This is a genomic window from Sphaerisporangium melleum, from assembly GCF_014646695.1.
In the GTDB taxonomy this organism is placed as follows: Bacteria; Actinomycetota; Actinomycetes; order Streptosporangiales; family Streptosporangiaceae; genus Sphaerisporangium; species Sphaerisporangium melleum.
Genome location: NZ_BMNT01000002.1, coordinates 13,549 through 30,421, shown reverse-complemented (window position 1 = coordinate 30,421; position 16,873 = coordinate 13,549). Strand labels below are relative to the sequence as shown.

The 16,873-nt window shown below is 73.2% G+C and carries 14 protein-coding genes; 9 read left to right on the top strand and 5 right to left on the bottom strand.

The window, feature by feature from the left end; all coding sequences use genetic code 11:
* The first annotated feature begins 81 nt into the window (after positions 1-81).
* On the top strand, positions 82-960 hold the full coding sequence (locus IEY93_RS02010; protein WP_189161199.1) for a hypothetical protein: 879 nt from the start codon (positions 82-84) through the stop codon (positions 958-960).
* Positions 953-1,909 (top strand): sugar kinase, encoded by a 957-nt coding sequence (locus tag IEY93_RS02005; protein ID WP_189161198.1) that lies wholly within the window; start codon positions 953-955, stop codon positions 1,907-1,909. Before IEY93_RS02010 ends, IEY93_RS02005 begins: the two co-directional genes overlap by 8 nt.
* Before the next feature lie 113 nt (positions 1,910-2,022).
* On the opposite strand, the gene IEY93_RS02000 is transcribed toward IEY93_RS02005, so the two are convergent.
* Both IEY93_RS02000 and IEY93_RS01995 read right to left on the bottom strand, forming a co-directional pair.
* Positions 2,023-3,174: a S1 family peptidase gene (locus tag IEY93_RS02000; RefSeq protein ID WP_189161197.1), complete on the bottom strand. Its 1,152-nt coding sequence runs from the start codon at positions 3,172-3,174 to the stop codon at positions 2,023-2,025.
* 188 nt (positions 3,175-3,362) lie between these two features.
* Complete coding sequence (locus IEY93_RS01995; protein WP_189161196.1) at positions 3,363-4,322, bottom strand: LysR family transcriptional regulator; 960 nt, start codon at positions 4,320-4,322, stop codon at positions 3,363-3,365.
* 375 nt (positions 4,323-4,697) lie between these two features.
* Between IEY93_RS01995 and pgfA the strand changes: the two genes are divergently transcribed.
* The 3 genes from pgfA (at position 4,698) to IEY93_RS01980 (ending at position 8,122) form a co-directional block, all read left to right on the top strand.
* On the top strand, positions 4,698-5,621 hold the full coding sequence (gene pgfA, locus IEY93_RS01990) for a cell envelope lipid trafficking protein PgfA (RefSeq protein WP_229690777.1): 924 nt from the start codon (positions 4,698-4,700) through the stop codon (positions 5,619-5,621).
* Positions 5,622-5,689: 68 nt separating this feature from the next.
* A complete protein-coding gene (locus IEY93_RS01985; protein WP_189161194.1) occupies positions 5,690-6,805 on the top strand; it encodes an NAD(P)H-dependent flavin oxidoreductase in 1,116 nt (371 codons plus the stop codon).
* Positions 6,806-6,955: 150 nt separating this feature from the next.
* Complete coding sequence (locus IEY93_RS01980; protein ID WP_189161193.1) at positions 6,956-8,122, top strand: damage-control phosphatase ARMT1 family protein; 1,167 nt, start codon at positions 6,956-6,958, stop codon at positions 8,120-8,122.
* Positions 8,123-8,163: 41 nt separating this feature from the next.
* On the opposite strand, the gene IEY93_RS01975 is transcribed toward IEY93_RS01980, so the two are convergent.
* Together IEY93_RS01975 and IEY93_RS01970 are read right to left on the bottom strand one after the other, a co-directional pair.
* On the bottom strand, positions 8,164-10,935 hold the full coding sequence (locus tag IEY93_RS01975) for an ABC transporter permease (RefSeq protein ID WP_189161192.1): 2,772 nt from the start codon (positions 10,933-10,935) through the stop codon (positions 8,164-8,166).
* A complete protein-coding gene (locus IEY93_RS01970) occupies positions 10,932-11,633 on the bottom strand; it encodes an ABC transporter ATP-binding protein (protein ID WP_189161191.1) in 702 nt (233 codons plus the stop codon). Before IEY93_RS01970 ends, IEY93_RS01975 begins: the two co-directional genes overlap by 4 nt.
* A gap of 78 nt (positions 11,634-11,711) precedes the next feature.
* Between IEY93_RS01970 and IEY93_RS01965 the strand changes: the two genes are divergently transcribed.
* The gene (locus IEY93_RS01965) at positions 11,712-12,320 is read left to right on the top strand and encodes a PadR family transcriptional regulator (RefSeq protein WP_189161190.1); all 609 of its coding nucleotides are present in this window, start codon (positions 11,712-11,714) and stop codon (positions 12,318-12,320) included.
* Positions 12,321-12,332: 12 nt separating this feature from the next.
* Here IEY93_RS01965 and IEY93_RS01960 read toward each other — a convergent pair whose 3' ends face one another.
* Positions 12,333-13,148 carry a crotonase/enoyl-CoA hydratase family protein gene (locus IEY93_RS01960; protein ID WP_189161189.1) on the bottom strand — a complete coding sequence of 272 codons (816 nt, stop codon included), beginning with the start codon at positions 13,146-13,148 and terminating at the stop codon, positions 12,333-12,335.
* Positions 13,149-13,358: 210 nt separating this feature from the next.
* Here IEY93_RS01960 and IEY93_RS01955 point away from each other — a divergent pair, with 210 nt between their 5' ends.
* The 3 genes from IEY93_RS01955 to IEY93_RS01945 are packed head-to-tail and all read left to right on the top strand — an operon-like array spanning position 13,359 to position 16,872.
* Positions 13,359-14,903 carry an acyl-CoA synthetase gene (locus tag IEY93_RS01955; protein WP_189161188.1) on the top strand — a complete coding sequence of 515 codons (1,545 nt, stop codon included), beginning with the start codon at positions 13,359-13,361 and terminating at the stop codon, positions 14,901-14,903.
* Positions 14,893-15,828, top strand: coding sequence for a Zn-ribbon domain-containing OB-fold protein (locus IEY93_RS01950; protein WP_229690805.1), 936 nt, complete (start codon positions 14,893-14,895; stop codon positions 15,826-15,828). Before IEY93_RS01955 ends, IEY93_RS01950 begins: the two co-directional genes overlap by 11 nt.
* A 12-nt stretch (positions 15,829-15,840) precedes the next feature.
* Complete coding sequence (locus IEY93_RS01945; RefSeq protein WP_189161187.1) at positions 15,841-16,872, top strand: thiolase family protein; 1,032 nt, start codon at positions 15,841-15,843, stop codon at positions 16,870-16,872.
* Position 16,873: the final 1 nt, after the last annotated feature.

Genomic DNA, 16,873 nt, shown 5'->3' with positions numbered 1-16,873 from the left:
GATCGCGATGAGACACGACACACGCGCCGCCGGGCGCCCGCGCGGTTCCGCGGCACGGCGGCTCGACCGGGGGATGCGCCCATGGTGACGGTCCCCGTCCCGCTGACCGCCGCCGTCGACCTGGCCCTCGGCGGCAGATGGACCTCGCTGGCCGGCGGCGGGCGCGAGTGGCTGTGGTCGCGGCCCGACCCGGCGCGCGCGACGGTGGTGCCCGGCGCGGAGTTCGTCGACGCCGGCGGCCTGGAGGAGTGCCTGCCCACCGTGCGCGGCCTGCCCGACCACGGCGACGTGTGGAGCCGCCCGTGGCGCGGCTCGCCCGCCGAGAGTGTCGTTCAGGGCGCGGGTTTCGAACTGCTCCGCAGGGTCGGCGGGCGCGCGGGCGCGGTGGTCGCCGACTACCGGCTGTCGGCCGACCCGGGGTACGCGTTCGTCTGGGCCGCGCACGCGCTGCTCGACGTCGGTGACGATGCCCGGCTCCTCGCGCCCGAGGGCGCCACCGCCCGCGTCTATCCCGAGGCCGCCGCGCTGCTCGACCGCCGGCGCCTCGCCGGTCCCCCGGGTCTTCGGCCCGATGACCGGGCCGGCTGGCCCGCCGATGCCCCCTACCTTTCGGGACACTGGCCCGCGCCGCTCGGCCTGCCGCTCGGCCGCTTCGGCCCCGACGACGGCACGGCGGTGGGGGCGGTGCTGCGCTGCGCCGCCGTCCGGGTGGTGGACGGCCCCGACGTCCTGGCCCTGCGGCTGGAGGCCCCCGGAGAGGTCCCGGTGTCCACCGCGCTGTGGCGCAACCTCGGCGGGTATCCCGCTGACGCGCCGTACCGCAGCATCGGGGTGGAGCCCATGCTCGGCGCGGTCTTCGACCTGGCCGAGGCCGGGCCGGGGGACGCCGCGGTCGTCCCGGCCTCCGGCGAGCTGACCTGGCGGCTGGTGCTGGCCGCGGAACGGAGGATCGATGACTGAGCCGTCCCCCGCCGCGATCGACGTGGCGACCTTCGGCGAGACCATGGCCACCGTGCGCGCCGAGGGGCTGATCAGGCTGGGCGGCGGCATGCGGCTGTCGGTGGCGGGCGCCGAGTCCAACGTCGCCATCGGCCTGGCCCGGCTCGGCCACCGGGCCCGCTGGACCGGGCTGGTCGGCGACGACGAGACCGGCGAGCTGGTGCTGCGCACGCTGCGGGCCGAGGGCGTGGACGTCACGCACGCCCGTACGGACCCGCGCGGGCCGACCGGGCTGATGCTGGTCGAACGGCGGCTCGGCGAGCTGACCCGGGTGATCTACCACCGGTCCGGCTCGGCGGCGTCCTTCCTCGGCCCGCCGGACGTGCTGCCCGCGCTCGACCCGCCGCCGAGGATGCTGCACCTCACCGGCATCACCCCCGCGCTCGGCCCGGGCCCCGCGGCGGCCGTGCGCGCGGCGGCCGAGCTGGACGTGCCGGTCTGCCTCGACGTCAACCACCGCTCCCGGCTGTGGGACCGGGAGCGGGCGGCGAACGCGCTCCGCCCGCTGGCGCCGCACCTCACGGTGGCCGTCGCCTCCGAGGACGAGCTGGACCTGCTGGCCCCGGCCGGGGCGGCGACCGAGGAGGAGCGGGTGTCCGCGCTGCTCGCGGCGGGCGTGGCGCAGGTCGTGGTCAAGCGCGGTGCGGCCGGCGCCAGCGCGTACACCAGCGCGGAGACCGTGCACCGCCCCGCCCGTCCGGTGCGGGTCGCGGACGTCGTCGGGGCCGGGGACGCCTTCGTCGCCGGCTACCTCTCGGGCCTGCTCGACGGTCTCGGTCTCGCCGGACGCCTCGACCGCGCCACCGTCACCGGCGCCTTCGCGGTCGCCACTCCCGGCGACTGGGAAGGACTGCCGGCCCGATCGGAGCTCGCCCTGCTCGACGCCCTCCCCGGCACCACCCTGCGCTGACCGGCCGAAGCGCGGCCCGGCAGGGCGGTGACTCCGGGTGCCGAGACGGAAAAGGGGAAGCGCCGCCCCCGGCGGAGGGCGGCGCTTCGTGATAACCGGGTTGTCGGGGGGTGCTACCCGGTCACCAGGGTGAGGCCGTACACCGAGAGGATCTCGTTCACCGGCTGGAAGAAGGTCGTGCCGCCGCTGCTGCAGTTGCCCGAGCCGCCGGAGGTCACGCCCTGGGCCTGGCTGCCGCTGATGTAGGAGCCGCCGGAGTCGCCCGGCTCGGCGCAGACGTTGGTGCGGGTGACCTCGTACACCGTGCCCTGCGAGTAGGTGACGCTGGTGTTGCGCTGCAGGACGGTGCCACAGTGCCAGCCGGTGGTCGAGCCGGACCGGCAGATGGAGGCGCCGACTCCTGCGACGGTGGAGCCGCTGACGGTCACGTTGCCGCTGCTGCCGCGCACCCAGGGCCTGGGCGTCCAGTTGCTGTTCACCGCGACCCAGGAGTAGTCGTTGGTCGGGAAGGACGAGCCCTGGAAGGTGCCCTGAGCGACGCCGTTGTAGCCGGTGGTGCTGTTCCCGGCGCGGCCGCAGTGGCCGGCGGAGACGAAGCCGGGCGTGCTGCCCTTGCGCACCGAGAAGCCGATGGAGCAGCGGGCCGAGTTGTTGATGTAGTACGCGTCGCCGCCACGCAGGTCGTAGAAGGTCTGCGGCGCCTCGGCGGACCGCTCGACGCGGATCATCGAGGCGTCCGCGCCGCTGGCGGCGATGAACGCCGCGGCCTCGGCCGGCTGGGCGGACTCCACGACGACGCTGTTGGTGCGTACGTCGACGTACCAGACCGGGGTGGACTTGGGCGCCTTGGCGGCGGCCTTGTCGAGGGCGGCCTTGGTCGCGTCGAGCGAGGCCAGGCTGTGCGCGACGAGCTTGCGCTCGACACCGGCGCTCTGGACGCCGTCCAGGGCGGCGGCGTCGGTGGCGGCGACGGTGAGCGTGGCGGAGGTCGGGCCGCTGAGCCAGGATCCGGCGTAGCTCGCGCCGAGCTTGGCGGTGGCCGCCGCCTCGACGCCGGTGAACCGGGCCTCGTTGAGCAGGCGCGACTCGGCCTGTTCCCGGGTGATGCCGAGATCGCGGCTCATCGCGTCGATCATGGCGGGGGCGGGTGCTGAAGCGGCGGGCGCCGCGGCCGGTGCGCGTTCTGCGACGGCCGGGGCGGCCATGAGGGTGAGGACGCTGATTGCAAGAGCGCATCCGGTGGTGACCGTGCGTCTGCGGAGCATGTGTTCTCTCCTCGGTGTTGGGGGGTGCCGTCACCGTAACTGGGCTCACGCCAGACGCGGAGCTATCGTTTAGCCCCTATCGCCGGGTTATGGAACCGTTCGAGGTGTCACGGGACGTGCCGGACCAGCGGTCCGGAGGGACGGTGCCGTCGGGGGTCAGGGACGGCGCCGCGTGGAAGGGGCCGGCGTCAGGGGGTGACGCCGAACCGGGGGTTGGCCGCGAGCCAGTCGGCGTAGGGAGTGCTGCGCCGCACCGCCTCGGCGTGCGCCTCGCGGGCGTGGTCGGCGATCAGCGGGGCGGTGCGGGCCGGGAGCGAGTCGGAGTGCCAGCCGAGCAGGTGCCGCCACCGCAGGGGGGTCCCGGCGATGGGCATCATGGCGAGCCCGGCGGTGAGCTCGAAGGTCGCCTGGCACAGGGCCACCGCCTTGCCCGCCTTGACCAGGTGCAGGCAGGTCGCCACGTCGGTCTCGTACATGTGGCGGGGGACGAACCCGGATCGCGCGCACGCCGCGGCGAAGCAGTCGGCGAAGCAGCCGTCGCCGGGTGCGACCACCCAGCCTTCGCCGGCGAGCCCGGACAGCTCGATCTCCTTGTCCCCGGCGAGCGGGTGGTCCTCGCGCACGAGCGCGAACACCGGGTCGGTGCCGATGACGGTCCAGGTCATGACGTCGGTGGCCGGGGGCGCCGACTCGCCGCACGCGCCGACGAGGGCGAAGTCCAGCCGGCCGGCGCCGACCAGGGCGGTCAGCTCACGCGCCGACCAGGACGTTCGGGTGCTGACGGGGGTGGTGGGATGGGCGGCGGTGAGGCGTTCGACCAGGCCGCCGAGGATCGGCCCGTGCGTCGCGCCGATGCGGAAGCCGGGCACTCCGGCGTAGCGGTTGGCGAAGCGCACCGCCTCTTCCTGCAGTTCCCGTACGGCGGGCAGCAGGACGCGGGCACGGGTGAGGACGAGTTCGCCGAGGGGGGTCGGGCGGGCGCCGTTGCGGTCACGTTCGAAGAGGGCGCCTCCGAGGGTGCGTTCGATCCTTTTGAGCTGCGCGGTCAGCGAGGGCTGGGCCAGTCCGAGCTGGGTGGCCGCCTTGGTGACGCTCCCGGCCTCCGCGACCGCGCGCACGATCTTGAGGTGACGGAGCTCCAGATCCATACCGCGAACGTACGGCCGCGGTGTTATACCCGCAATGCTGATATGTCACTAAATTTGACTCCGAATTGTTGGATCACGCCGTAAGTGTCTCCCACCTGCTGATATGCCGATGAAGATCGTTGAAATTGATGTGCAACCGGCCCGCCCTTCTGTCAAGGCGGCCCTGGGCGTGGTGCGCCGGTGCCCGGCGGGCGTCGCGCCAGGCCGGGTGAGCGTCCGCCCGGCGTCCAGGTAGAACACGTTTCCAGCAATTTGGCGGCCGGTCGTGACGGGGTCCACACTCGGCACTACGATCGCCGACAACACCCTCGTTATTGGACAAAGGGTCTGAGTACCGGCGTCATCGGTCTACCCCGGAGGATTCAGATGCGACGCATGACTGGAGTCGTTCTCATCGCGATCGGGGCGTTCCTCGTCACACTGGCGCCGCTCATCCGCTTCCAGGCGGCGGACAAGCTGATCGCCGCGCCGGCCGACTACTACGGAGTGTCCGAGCTGCGCGCCCAGAACGCGCGGTACTTCAGCGTTCCCAAGGTGAAGGTGCTCACCGCCGACCTGGACATCACGGTGACCACCCGCGGCGACGTCGAGGAGTCCAAGGGCGACCACGTCGTCTGGGACGAGTTCACCGCCGTCAACGACGTCACCAACTCCGCGTCCGGCATCCAGCTCGACCAGCGCCGCAGCGCGTTCAACAAGTACACCGGGGAGGGCGTCGACTGCTGCGGCGTGAACGTGGACAAGGAGCCGGTCCAGATGTCCGGCCAGATCTATCTGTTCCCGTTCGGCACGCAGAAGCGGACCTACCAGGTGTTCAACGCCACGGCCCGGCAGTCGTTCGACGCCAGGTTCGTCGGCGAGGACATGGTCAACGGCCTGCCGGTCTACAAGTTCGAGCAGACGGTGCCGCCCACGAAGATCGATACGCTGACCGCTCCCGCCTCGGCGATCGGCATGAAGAAGTCCGGCGACGTGCGGGTGAACCGGTTCTACGACGGTGTCGTCACCTACTGGGTGGAGCCGGTCAGCGGCTCGCCGGTGAAGCAGGAGCAGCGCCGGCACGACGTGCTCAAGACCGAGGACGGGGTGGAGCGCTCGGAGGCCCTGGTGGCCGACGCCAAGATGACCCCCGAGACCGTCGACCGGCTGGTCCAGGGCGCGATCGACGGCAAGGATCAGATCACCCTGCTGAAGGACACGATTCCGCTGGTGTCGCTGGTCATCGGCCTGGTGGTGGCGGTCGCCGGTGTGGTCACGCTGCTGGCCGGCCGCGGGCGCCGCGCCTCCCGGAGCTCCTGACCCGGCTGGCCGCCGGCCATATGTAGAACACGTTGCAGTTTCCGGTGTGCCGGTCGTACATTCGAGCCATGCGGACACGTGTCACCGACATGTTCGGGATCGAGCTGCCGATCTTCGCCTTCAGCCACTGCCGGGACGTCGTCGCCGCGGTCAGCCGCGCCGGCGGCATGGGTGTGCTCGGGGCCCTCTACTTCACCCCGGAAGAGCTCGAAATGGAGCTCAAGTGGATCGACGAGCACGTCGACGGCAAGCCGTACGGCGTGGACGTCGTCATGCCCGCCTCCTACGCGGGAGCCGACCTCGGCGTCGACTCCCCCGAAGAGCTGGTGGCGCGCCTCCAGGCGATGATCCCAGACGGGCACCGCGCGTTCGTGGAGGACCTGCTGGCCAGGCACGGCGTCCCCCCGCTGTCGGCCGGCGCCGACGCCGGACGGGTGCTGCTCGGCTGGACCGACGCCACCGCGCGACCGCAGGTGGAGACCGCGCTGAGGCACCCGATCGCCCTGCTCGCCAACGCGCTCGGACCGCCGCCCGCGGACGTGGTGGACCTCGCCCACGCCCACGGCGTCAAGGTCGCCGCGCTCGCCTCCACCCCCCGGCACGCCGTCAAGCAGGTCGAGGTCGGCGTGGACGTGGTCGTCGCCCAGGGCACCGAGGCCGGCGGGCACACCGGCGAGATCTCCACGATGGTGCTGATCCCGCAGGTCGTCGACGCCGTGGACGTTCCCGTCCTGGCGGCCGGCGGCATCGGCTCCGGCCGCCAGATGGCCGCGGGCATGGCCCTCGGCGCCGAGGGCGTCTGGACCGGCTCGCTGTGGCTCACCGTCGAGGAGGCCGACACCCCCGAGCTCGCCCGGCAGAAGATCCTCGCGGCGACCTCGCGCGACACCGTCCGCTCCCGCTCGTGGACCGGCAAGCCCGCGCGGCTGCTCAAGAACGAGTGGACCGACGCCTGGGAGTCCGCCGAGTCACCGGGCACGCTGCCGATGCCGCTGCAGTTCATGCTCATCTCCCCGGCGCTGCGCCGCATCGGCGACTCCGACGCCGCCGAGCTGGCGACGTTCCCGGCCGGGCAGATCATCGGCGCGATGAACCAGGTCAAGTCGGCCAAGGACGTGGTGTTCGACCTGGTCGAGGAGTACATCGAGGCCGTCGAGCGCCTGGAGCGCCTCACCGGCGACTGACCCGGCCCGCTCTTCTCGTCCGCTCCCGGGGGTGCCGGCCGGTGGATCCCGCTCAGCGCGTCCGCCCCCGCCCCCGGGGTCCGGGGTGGGTGCGAGGCGTGCGGTTTACTTGGGCGGACGCACCCGAGCAAAGGAGTGGAAGGGAAGCCGATGCCGGAACCGACGAACCCGCCGGTGATCATGGGGAACGTGCCGGGCTCGTACGCGCTCGGAGTGTTCCGCGACCGGCATCCCATCCTAGTGCGCCAGGTCAGGGACGCGCTGCCCTACCCGCCCGACCGGCTCCGCGCGCTCGACCGGCTGCTCGACGAGGTCGTGCGCGACGTGATGGAGCCGCTTCCCGCCTCCGCGCACGACCACGACGCGTGGGCCGAGTGGGGACGGGGCAGGTTCGGCGGCCGGTGGGTGGACGTGCCGTTCCTGTGGGGCGAGAGCTACTTCTACCGCAAGGTGCTGGAGGCCACCGGCTACTTCGGGGACGGCCCGTGGCGGGGTGTCGACCCGTTCGGCCCGGTCAAGCAGGCCGAGCTGCACGGGACGGCGGTGGACGACGAGCTGGCCGGGCTCGACCGCGCCGCCACGCTCGCCCAGGAGGAGCAGGCGACCGGCGTCCTGCTCGGGTCGCTGTGGGGCAACCGCGCCGATCTGTCGCACGCGATCACCGCGACGGGCGAGGGCGAGCGGGTGGCCGAGCTCGTCGTGGACGACAGCGCGCTGCTCTGGTCGCTGCTGGGCGACCGGCCCGCCGGGAAGGTCTGCCTGGTCGCCGACAACGCCGGGCGCGAGCTGCTGCCCGACCTCGTGCTGATCGACCACCTGCTGGAGCGGGGCCTCGCGGCCGAGGTCGTCCTGCACGTCAAGCCGCAGCCGTACTTCGTCTCCGACGCCACACCCGCCGACGTGGCCGCGGCCCTGCGCCGGCTGACCGCCGCGCCCGGCCAGGCCGGGAAGGTCGGCGGCCGGCTCTGGCAGGCGATGGGCACCGGACGCCTCGCGCTGCGCGCCCACCCGTTCGCCTGCGCTCCACTGCCCTACACCGACATGCCGGACGACCTGCGCGCCGACTTCGCCTCGGCGAGCCTGACGATCACCAAGGGCGACCTGAACTACCGGCGGCTGGCCGGCGACCGGTTCTGGCCGCCGGCCACCCCCTTCGCCGCGGTCACCGCCTACTTCCCCGGCCCGGTCGTCGCCCTGCGCACCCTGAAGTCCGACGTGCTGGTGGGCGTCGGCGAGCGCACGACGGCCGCGCTGGACGCCGCCGGCCGGCCGTGGCGCACCACCGGCACCCACGCCATGATCCAGGGCCGCCCCTGACGACCCGGTGCCGGCGATCGTCACGGGGCGGCCCTTTCCGGTCAGCCCTGGGCGAGGATCGCCGCCAGGGGCAGGCGCTGCACCAGCATCGCCGGCAGCGCCGAGGCGAGGACGGCCAGCAGCACCGCCAGCGCACCGGCCCCCAGCGCGCCGGCGATGACCGCCGGAGGCACGCTCCCGGCCAGCGCCGCCGTCGCCGCCAGCCCGGCGCAGGCCCCCGCGACCCCGCCGAGCAGCCCGATGAACGCGCCCTCCGACAGCACCAGCCTGGCCAGCGAGCGGCTGCGCCAGCCGGTGGCCCGCAGCGCGGCCAGCTCGGTGTCACGCTCGCGCACGCTCAGGTAGAGCACGTCGGCGACGGCGAGCGCGCCGAGCGCGAACATCACCGCCGTCGCCGCGTAGTCCGCGGGCCGGGCCTGCACCACGATCGCGTCCCCGAGCAGCGAGCCGACCACCCGGCCGCGGAAGCCGTAGGTCACCCCGAGCAGCACGGTCAGCGCGGACACGCACACCAGCAGCGTCGTGGCGCCGAGCAGCGTGCGGCCGGGCACCCGGGTGAGCCCGGCCACGGCCAGGCCGGTGACCCCGCGGGGCGAGCGGGCCCGCCGGGTGACCCGTACCGCCGGGCGTACCGCCTCGATCGGGGGGACGGCCGACGCGCGCCACGCCGGGACGAGCCCCGCGAGCAGGGCCAGCACGACCGCGGCCGGCACGGCGAGCAGCGCGCGCGGCATCGACACCTGGAGCCCGGACCACGACGACAGGAGTACGGCGACGCCCGCCGACAGCAGGCCGGCGAGCAGGCCGATCACACCCGTCTCGGTCAGCACCGTGCCGAAGAGCTTGCGCCGTGACCAGCCCAGGCAGGCGAGCACCCCCAGCTGCGCGCGGTCGGCGCGTACGGCGGCCGAGGCCGCGTTGACCGCGAACAGCCCGCACACCGCCAGGATCAGCACGAACAGGATGAGCGACTTGCGGTCGGCCTCGTACAGGATCCGGTAGGCGACCCCCTTGTTGACCCAGCCCTCCTTGACGGTGAGCGCGGGCCGGCCGTACGACCCGGCGGGCAGGTCCACGGTGACCGGCGTGGGCGAGGACCCCAGCGTGATGTCGACGTCGAGGCCGGTGGCGGCCACGATGTCGCGGGCCACCTGGCTGATGCGTTCCCTGCTCACCGCGTCGGGGCCGGTCACTCCCTTGACCCGGACGCGGATCACGCTCAGCGGGGCTTTGGCGAGCTGCCCGCCCTGGGAGAACCGGGCGACCTTCCGCAGGCCGCCGAGGTCGGTCAGCAGCAGGGGCGACGGCTGGAGGTATCCGGCGAGGTTGTCGTCCGGCAGCAGGCTGCGCCCCTTCAGCAGGGCGTTCGCCCGGTCGTCGCCGGGGACGACCGACGGAGGATTGTAGGTCTCCATCGGCAGCGAGGAGAGGGCGGAGAACCCGGGGAGCCGTTCGGGGTCGAAGCGGCCCACGACCAGCATGGCGTTGTCGCGCACCACGTCGCCCCCCATGGTGCGCAGCTCTAGCCGGCGGAACTGCGTGTCGGCCGAGCCGATGGGCGCCGACCCCGCCTTGCCCAGTTCGGGGACCACCGCGGCGAGGAACGGGTCCTGCCAGACCTTGGGATCGTTGGTCACCGGCACCGGCGTGACCCGGCCGTCCGCGCTCCGGCGGTACATGACCGGGCCGGCGGTCCAGTAGCGGGTCATCGCGACGTACTGCTGCATGGCGGCGCTGCTGACGGGATGCTGCCACGTCCGCAGCATGTCGGCGTAGAACCGGTCCGCCTCCACGGTGACCCGCTTCACGACCGGGCCGGTCTGCCCGGTGACGTACGAGCGCAGGGCCTTGGCCGGCAGACCGGCGACCACCTTCCGCGCGGCCTGCGCGGGCAGCCTGCTGATGACGAGCTCGTCCTGCTGGTCGGCGTAGGGCCGGGCGGCGGCGATCAGCGGGATCTCGCCGCGCGGAGTGTCCTGTGCCGGGTCCAGGTAGCGGCCGTCCACCATCGCCGTGTCCAGGCCCGCCAGCTCGGCCTCCGCCGCCGGGTCGATCGCCGCGAGCAGCAGGGGGAACTCCTGCTCGAGCATGATGCTCGCCTCGCCCGGCCTGCCCCGGCCGATCTTGTCGGGCAGCCCGTCGCCCCGCCCGTTCGCGGTGGACCAGGCGCTCGCGGCGGGCCCGTGGTCGAAGGGGAACGGACCCGAAGGCGGTGCGAGCCTCGGCCAATAGAGGGAGGTGCCCACCGCCACGTGCTCGCCCGGCGCCACCTCCTCGCTGGTGTGCTCCAGTTGCGCGCCGCCCGCGGCGGAGTGGGCGAGCGGCCGCCGGGTGAGGTAGGCGTACTGGGGGGCGTACGGGATGCGGGTGAGCCCGCGGTCGGCCACCCGGGTGCGGTCGACGCGCAGCAGCGTGCGATCGCCCGCGCCCATCAGGTCCGTCACGGGGAGGTCGACGTATCCGTTGCCGGTCATGTAGCCGATCATCGCGATGGGGGCGGCCACCTCGATCCCGTCCAGTTTCCTGATCCGGTCGAGCTGGGCCTCGGTGATGCCGCCGTGGATGCCGGACAGGTAGTTGGCCCGCACCAGGTTCGCCGAGCGTTCGAGGTCCGTCGTGGTCCCCTTCGGGCGGACCAGGATGTCGTACTGCGCCCGGTAGTTCTGCTTGACCGTGCCGACGAGCTCCAGCCGCTGGGTCTCGGCGGTGCCGGTGAGGACGGTGAAGCCGGTGGCGGCGACCAGCAGGCCGAGCAGGAGCACCAGGGCGCGCCCGGCGCGGTGGCGCAGCCGGGACGCGGCGAGCCGGATCATCCGAGTCGCCCGATGCGGTGCAGCACGTCCTCGGACGGCTCCAGCCGGTCGTCGCTCACGACGCGGCCGTCCTGCAGCCGGATCAGCCGGTCGCAGGACGCCGCCAGCTCGGGGTTGTGCGTGGCGATCATCATGGTCATGCCGTAGTGGCGGCGCAGGGTCCCGAGCAGCTCCATGATCTCCTCGCCGGTGGCGCTGTCGAGGTTGCCGGTCGGCTCGTCGGCGAGCAGCAGGGGAGGGTGGCCGATGAGCGCGCGGGCGATGGCCACCCGCTGCTGCTGGCCGCCGGACAGCTCACCGGGCAGCGCCCGCTCGCGGCCGTCGAGCCCGACCGCCTCGAGCAGCTCGCGGGCCCGTGCCCTGCGGTCGAAGTCCACCCGGTACGGCAGGACGGGCGCGAGCACGTTGTCCAGCACGCTGAGCGCGGGCAACAGGTGGAAGCGCTGGAACACGAAGCCCACGCGCCGCCGGTGCGCGTCCAGCCGCCTGCGCGGCAGCGACCGGCCGTCGATCTCCACCTCGCCGCCGTCGGGCAGGTCCATGCCGCCCACGAGGTGCAGCAGGGTGGACTTCCCCGCTCCCGACTGGCCCATCAGCGCGACCGCGCTCTCGGGCTCGATCTCCACGCTGACGTCGTCGAGCGCCTTGGCGGCTCCGTAGACGCGGCTGACGCCGCGTAACGCGACTTGTGCTCCCATGGGCCATACATTGTCACAATGTAGGGAGCGTTAGGGAGAGTCAGCGATAGATTGTGACAATCTACGGAAGGTCGGAAGATGCCGCTGAGTCACGCCGTGCTCGCCCTGCTGGCGGACGGCCCGAGCCATGGATACGAGCTCAAGAGCCGTTTCGAGATGGCGATCGGCCCGCAGTGGGGCGGCCTCAACATCGGCCACCTCTACCAGATCCTGGACCGCCTGGTCAGGGACGGACACGTGGTCCGCACCCATGTGGCGCAGAACGACCGGCCGGACAAGACGCTCTACGAGCTGACCGCGGGCGGCGCCGGCGAGCTGCGCTCCTGGGTCGTGGCGCCGCACGTGCGCGCGTCCGGGTTCCGGGACGAGATGTTCCTCAAGCTGCTCGCCGCGACCCGGCTCGGCCCGCGGGCGCTCACCGAGTACGCCTCCGCGCAGCGGCAGGCGTGCCTGTCCGACCTGGCCGGACTCACCCGGCTGCGCCGCGACAACGCCGACGACCCGCTGGTCGCCCTGCTGGTGGACGCGGCCATCGCGCACACCAAGGCCGACCTGCAGGTGATCGACACCGCCGAGCGGCGCCTGGCCTCCGTCGCCGGCCAGGCCGGTCCGGTCGTGACCGGCGCCGCCGCCGGCGGTGCGGAGGGCGATGGGCCGGATGCCGCCGTCGCCCCCGCACCGCGATGACGCCGGAGATCGCTATTCGCCGCGGTAGACGGGCGGGCGCTTCTCCCGGAAGGCGCGGGAGCCCTCCTTGGCGTCCTGCGAGCCGATCACCGGCCAGCCGATCGCGTCGGAGACCTTGAGCGCCTCCGGCTCGGGCAGGCCGATCGTCTCGCGGTAGGCGCGCAGGATGGCCTGGACGGCGAGCGGGCCGCAGGCGGCGACCTCGGCGGCCAGCTCGCGTGCCGCCGCCAGCGCCTCGCCGTCCGGTACGACCCGGTTGACCAGGCCCATTGCCAGCGCCTCCCGGGCGGTCACGGCCCGGCCGGTCAGCAGGATGTCCATGGCGAACGCGTAGGGGATCTGCCGTGGCAGCCTGATCGCGCTGCCGCCCATGGGGAACAGCGCCCGCCTGGCCTCGAACAGGCCGAGCGTGGCCGACTCGGCGACGACCCGCAGGTCGGTGCCGACGAGCAACTCGGTGCCGCCCGCGACGGCGTACCCCTCGACCGCGCAGATGATCGGCTTGGCAGGCAGCGCGTCGCCGTCGCGCAGCAGTCCCTTCCAGTGGTAGTCGGTGATCTCCTGGGCCCGCCGCGCCACCCGAGGGTCGGCTGAGGGGGTGCCCATCGCCTTGAGGTCGGCGCCCGCGCAGAAGGTGCCGTTCGCCCCGGTGAGGATGCCCACCCGGACGTCCGGCTCGGCCGAGATGTAGGCCCAGGCGTCGGCGAGGCCGACGAGCATGTCGGTGGACAGGGCGTTCCTGGCCTCCGGGCGGTCCATGGTGACGATCACGACGTGGCCGTCCCGCTCGATCCGGCAGTGCGGCGTGCTGATGGGCAGAAGTTCCACAGGCACCCTCCTCGGACGATCGCGCCAAGGGTTATCAAGCGCTTGTTCGTCGAGGCCCGCCGGGTTAACCTGCGGCTGGAACCGGGGACGAACTAGAACAGATTCTTGTTGGTAACCCTCCTGTCGCGCCAGGGTTGTCGGGAAACCGAGAACGTGCTTCACTTCGGCGCATCCCGGGAAGGTACCGCGAAACCGGACAAGGGAGTTCCGATGGGCTCGCTCGGCTTCTGGAGGCTCGCGCAGGACGATCCCGGCTGGATCGCGGCGGTGGACCCGGACGGGACCGAACACACCGCGGGCGAGTTGCTCGCGGATGCCGACCGCCTCGTGCACGCCCTTCGCGCCCTCGGGCTGCGGCCCGGCGACGGCATCTGCGGCCTGGTGCCCAACGGCGCCGACGGTCTCACCCTGTACCTCGCCGCGCTGCAGGCGGGCTGGTACTACACCCCGGTCAACTGGCACCTCACCGGCCCCGAGATCGCCTACATCCTCGCCGACAGCGAGGCCAAGGCGTTCTTCCTGCACGAGCGGTACGCCGAGGCGGGCACGAAGGGTGCCGCGGCCGTCGAGCCCGCCCGCCGGTTCTCCTTCGGCCGGGTGGACGGCTTCCGCCCGGTCGCCGAGCTCACCGCCGGGCACCCCGGCACCCCGCCGCCGGACCGCACCGCGGGCGCCACCATGCACTACACCTCGGGCACGACCGGCAGGCCCAAGGGCGTGCGCCGGCCGCTCAGCGGGCTCGACCCCGACGACGCGGCCGAGCTGATGACCGGCCTGCTGCGCCTGTTCGGCATCACGCCCGGCCGGCCGAACGCCCACCTGGTCACCTCGCCGAGCTACCACACCGCGGTCACCCAGTTCGGCGGCACGGCCCTGCACATGGGCCACACCCTGGTCTACATGGACCGCTGGGACGCCGAGGAGATGCTGCGGCTGTGCGAGCGGCACCGGATCACCAGCTCGCACATGGTGCCCACGCACTTCAAGCGGCTGCTCTCCCTGCCCGAGGAGGTCAGGAACCGCTACGACCTGTCCTCGCTGAGATGGATGATCCACGCGGCCGCGCCCTGCCCCGTACCGGTCAAATGGGCCATGCTGGAGTGGTGGGGCGACTGCGTGTACGAGTACTACGCGGCCACCGAGGGCGGCGGCACCGTGGCCACGCCCGAGGACTGGAAGAAACACCCCGGCACGGTCGGCTCGGCCTGGCCGTTCAGCGCGCTGCTCATCGTGGACGACGAGTTGAACCCCGTCCCTGCCGGCACTCCCGGCACGGTGTACATGAAGATGTCCGGGTCCGGCTTCGAGTACAAGGGCGACCCGGCCAAGACCGCGGCGGCCCGCCTCCGGGAGTACTTCACGGTGGGCGACATCGGCTACCTGGACGAGGACGGCTTCCTGTACCTCTGCGACCGCAAGGCCGACCTGATCATCTCCGGCGGCACGAACATCTACCCGGCCGAGATCGAGAACGAGCTGATCCTGCACCCCAAGGTCGCCGACGTCGCGGTCTTCGGCGTCCCGGACGACGAGTGGGGCGAGCAGATCAAGGCCGTCGTCGAGCCCGCCGAGGGTGTTGCCCCCGGCCCGGAGCTGGCCGGGGAGATCCTCCGGTCGCTGGAGGGCAGGCTGGCCCGGATGAAGTGGCCGCGCTCGATCGACTTCGTGACCGATATGCCGCGCGAGCCGAACGGCAAGCTGCTCAAACGCAAGCTCCGCGACCCCTACTGGGAGGGCCGTGACCGTGCCATCTGACCACCCCCCGGCCCCCGAGGAGTCGTCCGCCGAGTCGCTGGTCGCCGAGCACGTGCTGGAGTTCCCCGGCGGGTACACCCGCACCACCGGCCCGGTGATCGGCCGCTTCCTCACCGAACTGCGCGAAGGGCGCATCGTCGGGGTCCGCACCGCGGCCGGCCGCGTCCTGGTGCCCCCGCTGGAGTACGACCCGGAGACCGGCGACCCGGTCACCGGGGAGTACGTCCAGGTCGGCCCGGCCGGCACCGTGCGGAGCTGGGCCTGGGTGGGCACCCCCCGCAAGGGCCACCCGCTCGACCGGCCGTTCGCCTGGGCGCTGATCGAGCTGGACGGCGCCGGCACCGCGCTCGTGCACGCCGTCGACGCCGGCACCGTCAAGGCGATGCGCCCCGGGCTGCGGGTGCGCCCCCGATTCCGGCCCGAGGCCGAGCGCGCCGGGCACATCACCGACATCGCCTGCTTCGTCCCCGAGGTCAGCACGATGGCCGCGCCGATCCGCACCGAGTACCGCGTCCGGCCCGGCCGCTCGCTGGCCCGCTTCCTGGAGGGCGTCCGCGACGGGGTCTTCCTCGGCGGGCGGTGCGCGCACTGCGACAAGGTGTACGTCCCCTACCGCACCACCTGCCCCGAGTGCGGCTCCACCATCGGCGAGGAGGTCGAGCTGCCCGATACCGGGACCGTCACGACCTTCGCCATCAACAACCTGCCCGACCCCCGCGCGCCGCAGGTGCCGTTCGTGTCGGCCTATGTCGTGCTCGACGGCGCCGACGTCCCGATGATCGTGCTGCTCGGCGACGTCCCCGCGCGCGACGTGCGGCAGGGCATGCGGGTGCGGGCCGTCTGGGTGCCGCCGGAGGAGCGCACCCTGTCCATGGGCAACATCAGGTGGTTCGCCCCGACCGGCGAGCCGGACGTGCGACTGTGAGGGGGGGTCCGCGTGCGTGAGGTGGCGGTCGTCGCGTTCGCCCAGACGCGGCACACCGGGTACGACGAGGGCCTGACCGAGCCCGAGCTGATCTCGCCGATCCTCCAGGAGGTCAGGCGGGCCACCGGGCTGACCCGGTTCGGCTTCACCTGCTCCGGGAGCTGCGACTACCTGGCCGGCGCGCCGTTCTCGTTCGTCTCGGCCCTGGACGCCGTCGGCGCCTGGCCGCCCATCTCCGAGAGCCACGTCGAGATGGACGCCGCCTGGGCGCTGTACGAGGCGTGGGTGCGGCTGCAGCACGGCGACGTCGACTCGGCGCTGGTCTACGGGTACGGCAAGAGCTCCCAGGGCGACCTGCGCGAGATCATGACCCTCCAGCTCGACCCGTACTACCTGGCCCCGCTCGGCCTGGACCAGGTCTCCTACGCGGCGCTGCAGGCGAGCGCGCTCGGCGCCCCCGAGAGCGAGCTGACCGGCATCGTGCGGCGCAGCCGGGCCGACGGCCGCGCCAACCCGTACGCGCTGGACCTGCCCGACCCGGCGGACGAACCCGCCGGCCAGGAACACGCGGTGCACCCGCTGCGCCCGATCGACGTCGCGCCCCCCACCGACGGGGCCGCCGCGATCGTGCTGGCCGCCGGTGACCTGGCCCGTGACCTGGCCGAACGGCCCGCCTGGATCACCGGCATCGCGCACCGCGCCGAGCCGCACTACCTGGGCGTGCGCGACCTCGCCCGCTCGCCCTCCGCCGCCGGCGCCGCGCGGGCGGCCGGCGTGGGCAAGGGCCCGGTCGACATCGCCGAGTTGCACGCCCAGTTCAGCCATGAGGAGGTCATCCTGCGGCAGGCGCTCGGGCTGTCCTCCGGCACCGTCGTCAACCCCTCCGGCGGCCCGCTCGCCGCCAACCCCGTGATGGCCACCGGGTTGATCCGCGTCGGCGAGGCCGCCCGGCGGGTCATGGACGGCACCGCGCGCCGCGCCGTCGCCCACGCCACCTCGGGGCCGTGCCTGCAGCAGAACCTCGTCACCGTCCTGGAGGCCTGAC

Bases quoted from the DNA above. Each gene is read 5' to 3' on its own strand.
- IEY93_RS01955 (WP_189161188.1), top strand. From the start codon at position 13,359: ATGGGCTCGCTCGGCTTCTGGAGGCTCGCGCAGGACGATCCCGGCTGG.
- pgfA (WP_229690777.1), top strand. From the start codon at position 4,698: ATGACTGGAGTCGTTCTCATCGCGATCGGGGCGTTCCTCGTCACACTG.
- IEY93_RS02010 (WP_189161199.1), top strand. From the start codon at position 82: ATGGTGACGGTCCCCGTCCCGCTGACCGCCGCCGTCGACCTGGCCCTC.
- IEY93_RS01985 (WP_189161194.1), top strand. From the start codon at position 5,690: ATGCGGACACGTGTCACCGACATGTTCGGGATCGAGCTGCCGATCTTC.
- IEY93_RS01970 (WP_189161191.1), bottom strand. From the start codon at position 11,633: ATGGGAGCACAAGTCGCGTTACGCGGCGTCAGCCGCGTCTACGGAGCC.
- IEY93_RS01975 (WP_189161192.1), bottom strand. From the start codon at position 10,935: ATGATCCGGCTCGCCGCGTCCCGGCTGCGCCACCGCGCCGGGCGCGCC.
- IEY93_RS01965 (WP_189161190.1), top strand. From the start codon at position 11,712: ATGCCGCTGAGTCACGCCGTGCTCGCCCTGCTGGCGGACGGCCCGAGC.
- IEY93_RS02005 (WP_189161198.1), top strand. From the start codon at position 953: ATGACTGAGCCGTCCCCCGCCGCGATCGACGTGGCGACCTTCGGCGAG.
- IEY93_RS02000 (WP_189161197.1), bottom strand. From the start codon at position 3,174: ATGCTCCGCAGACGCACGGTCACCACCGGATGCGCTCTTGCAATCAGC.
- IEY93_RS01980 (WP_189161193.1), top strand. From the start codon at position 6,956: ATGCCGGAACCGACGAACCCGCCGGTGATCATGGGGAACGTGCCGGGC.
- IEY93_RS01995 (WP_189161196.1), bottom strand. From the start codon at position 4,322: ATGGATCTGGAGCTCCGTCACCTCAAGATCGTGCGCGCGGTCGCGGAG.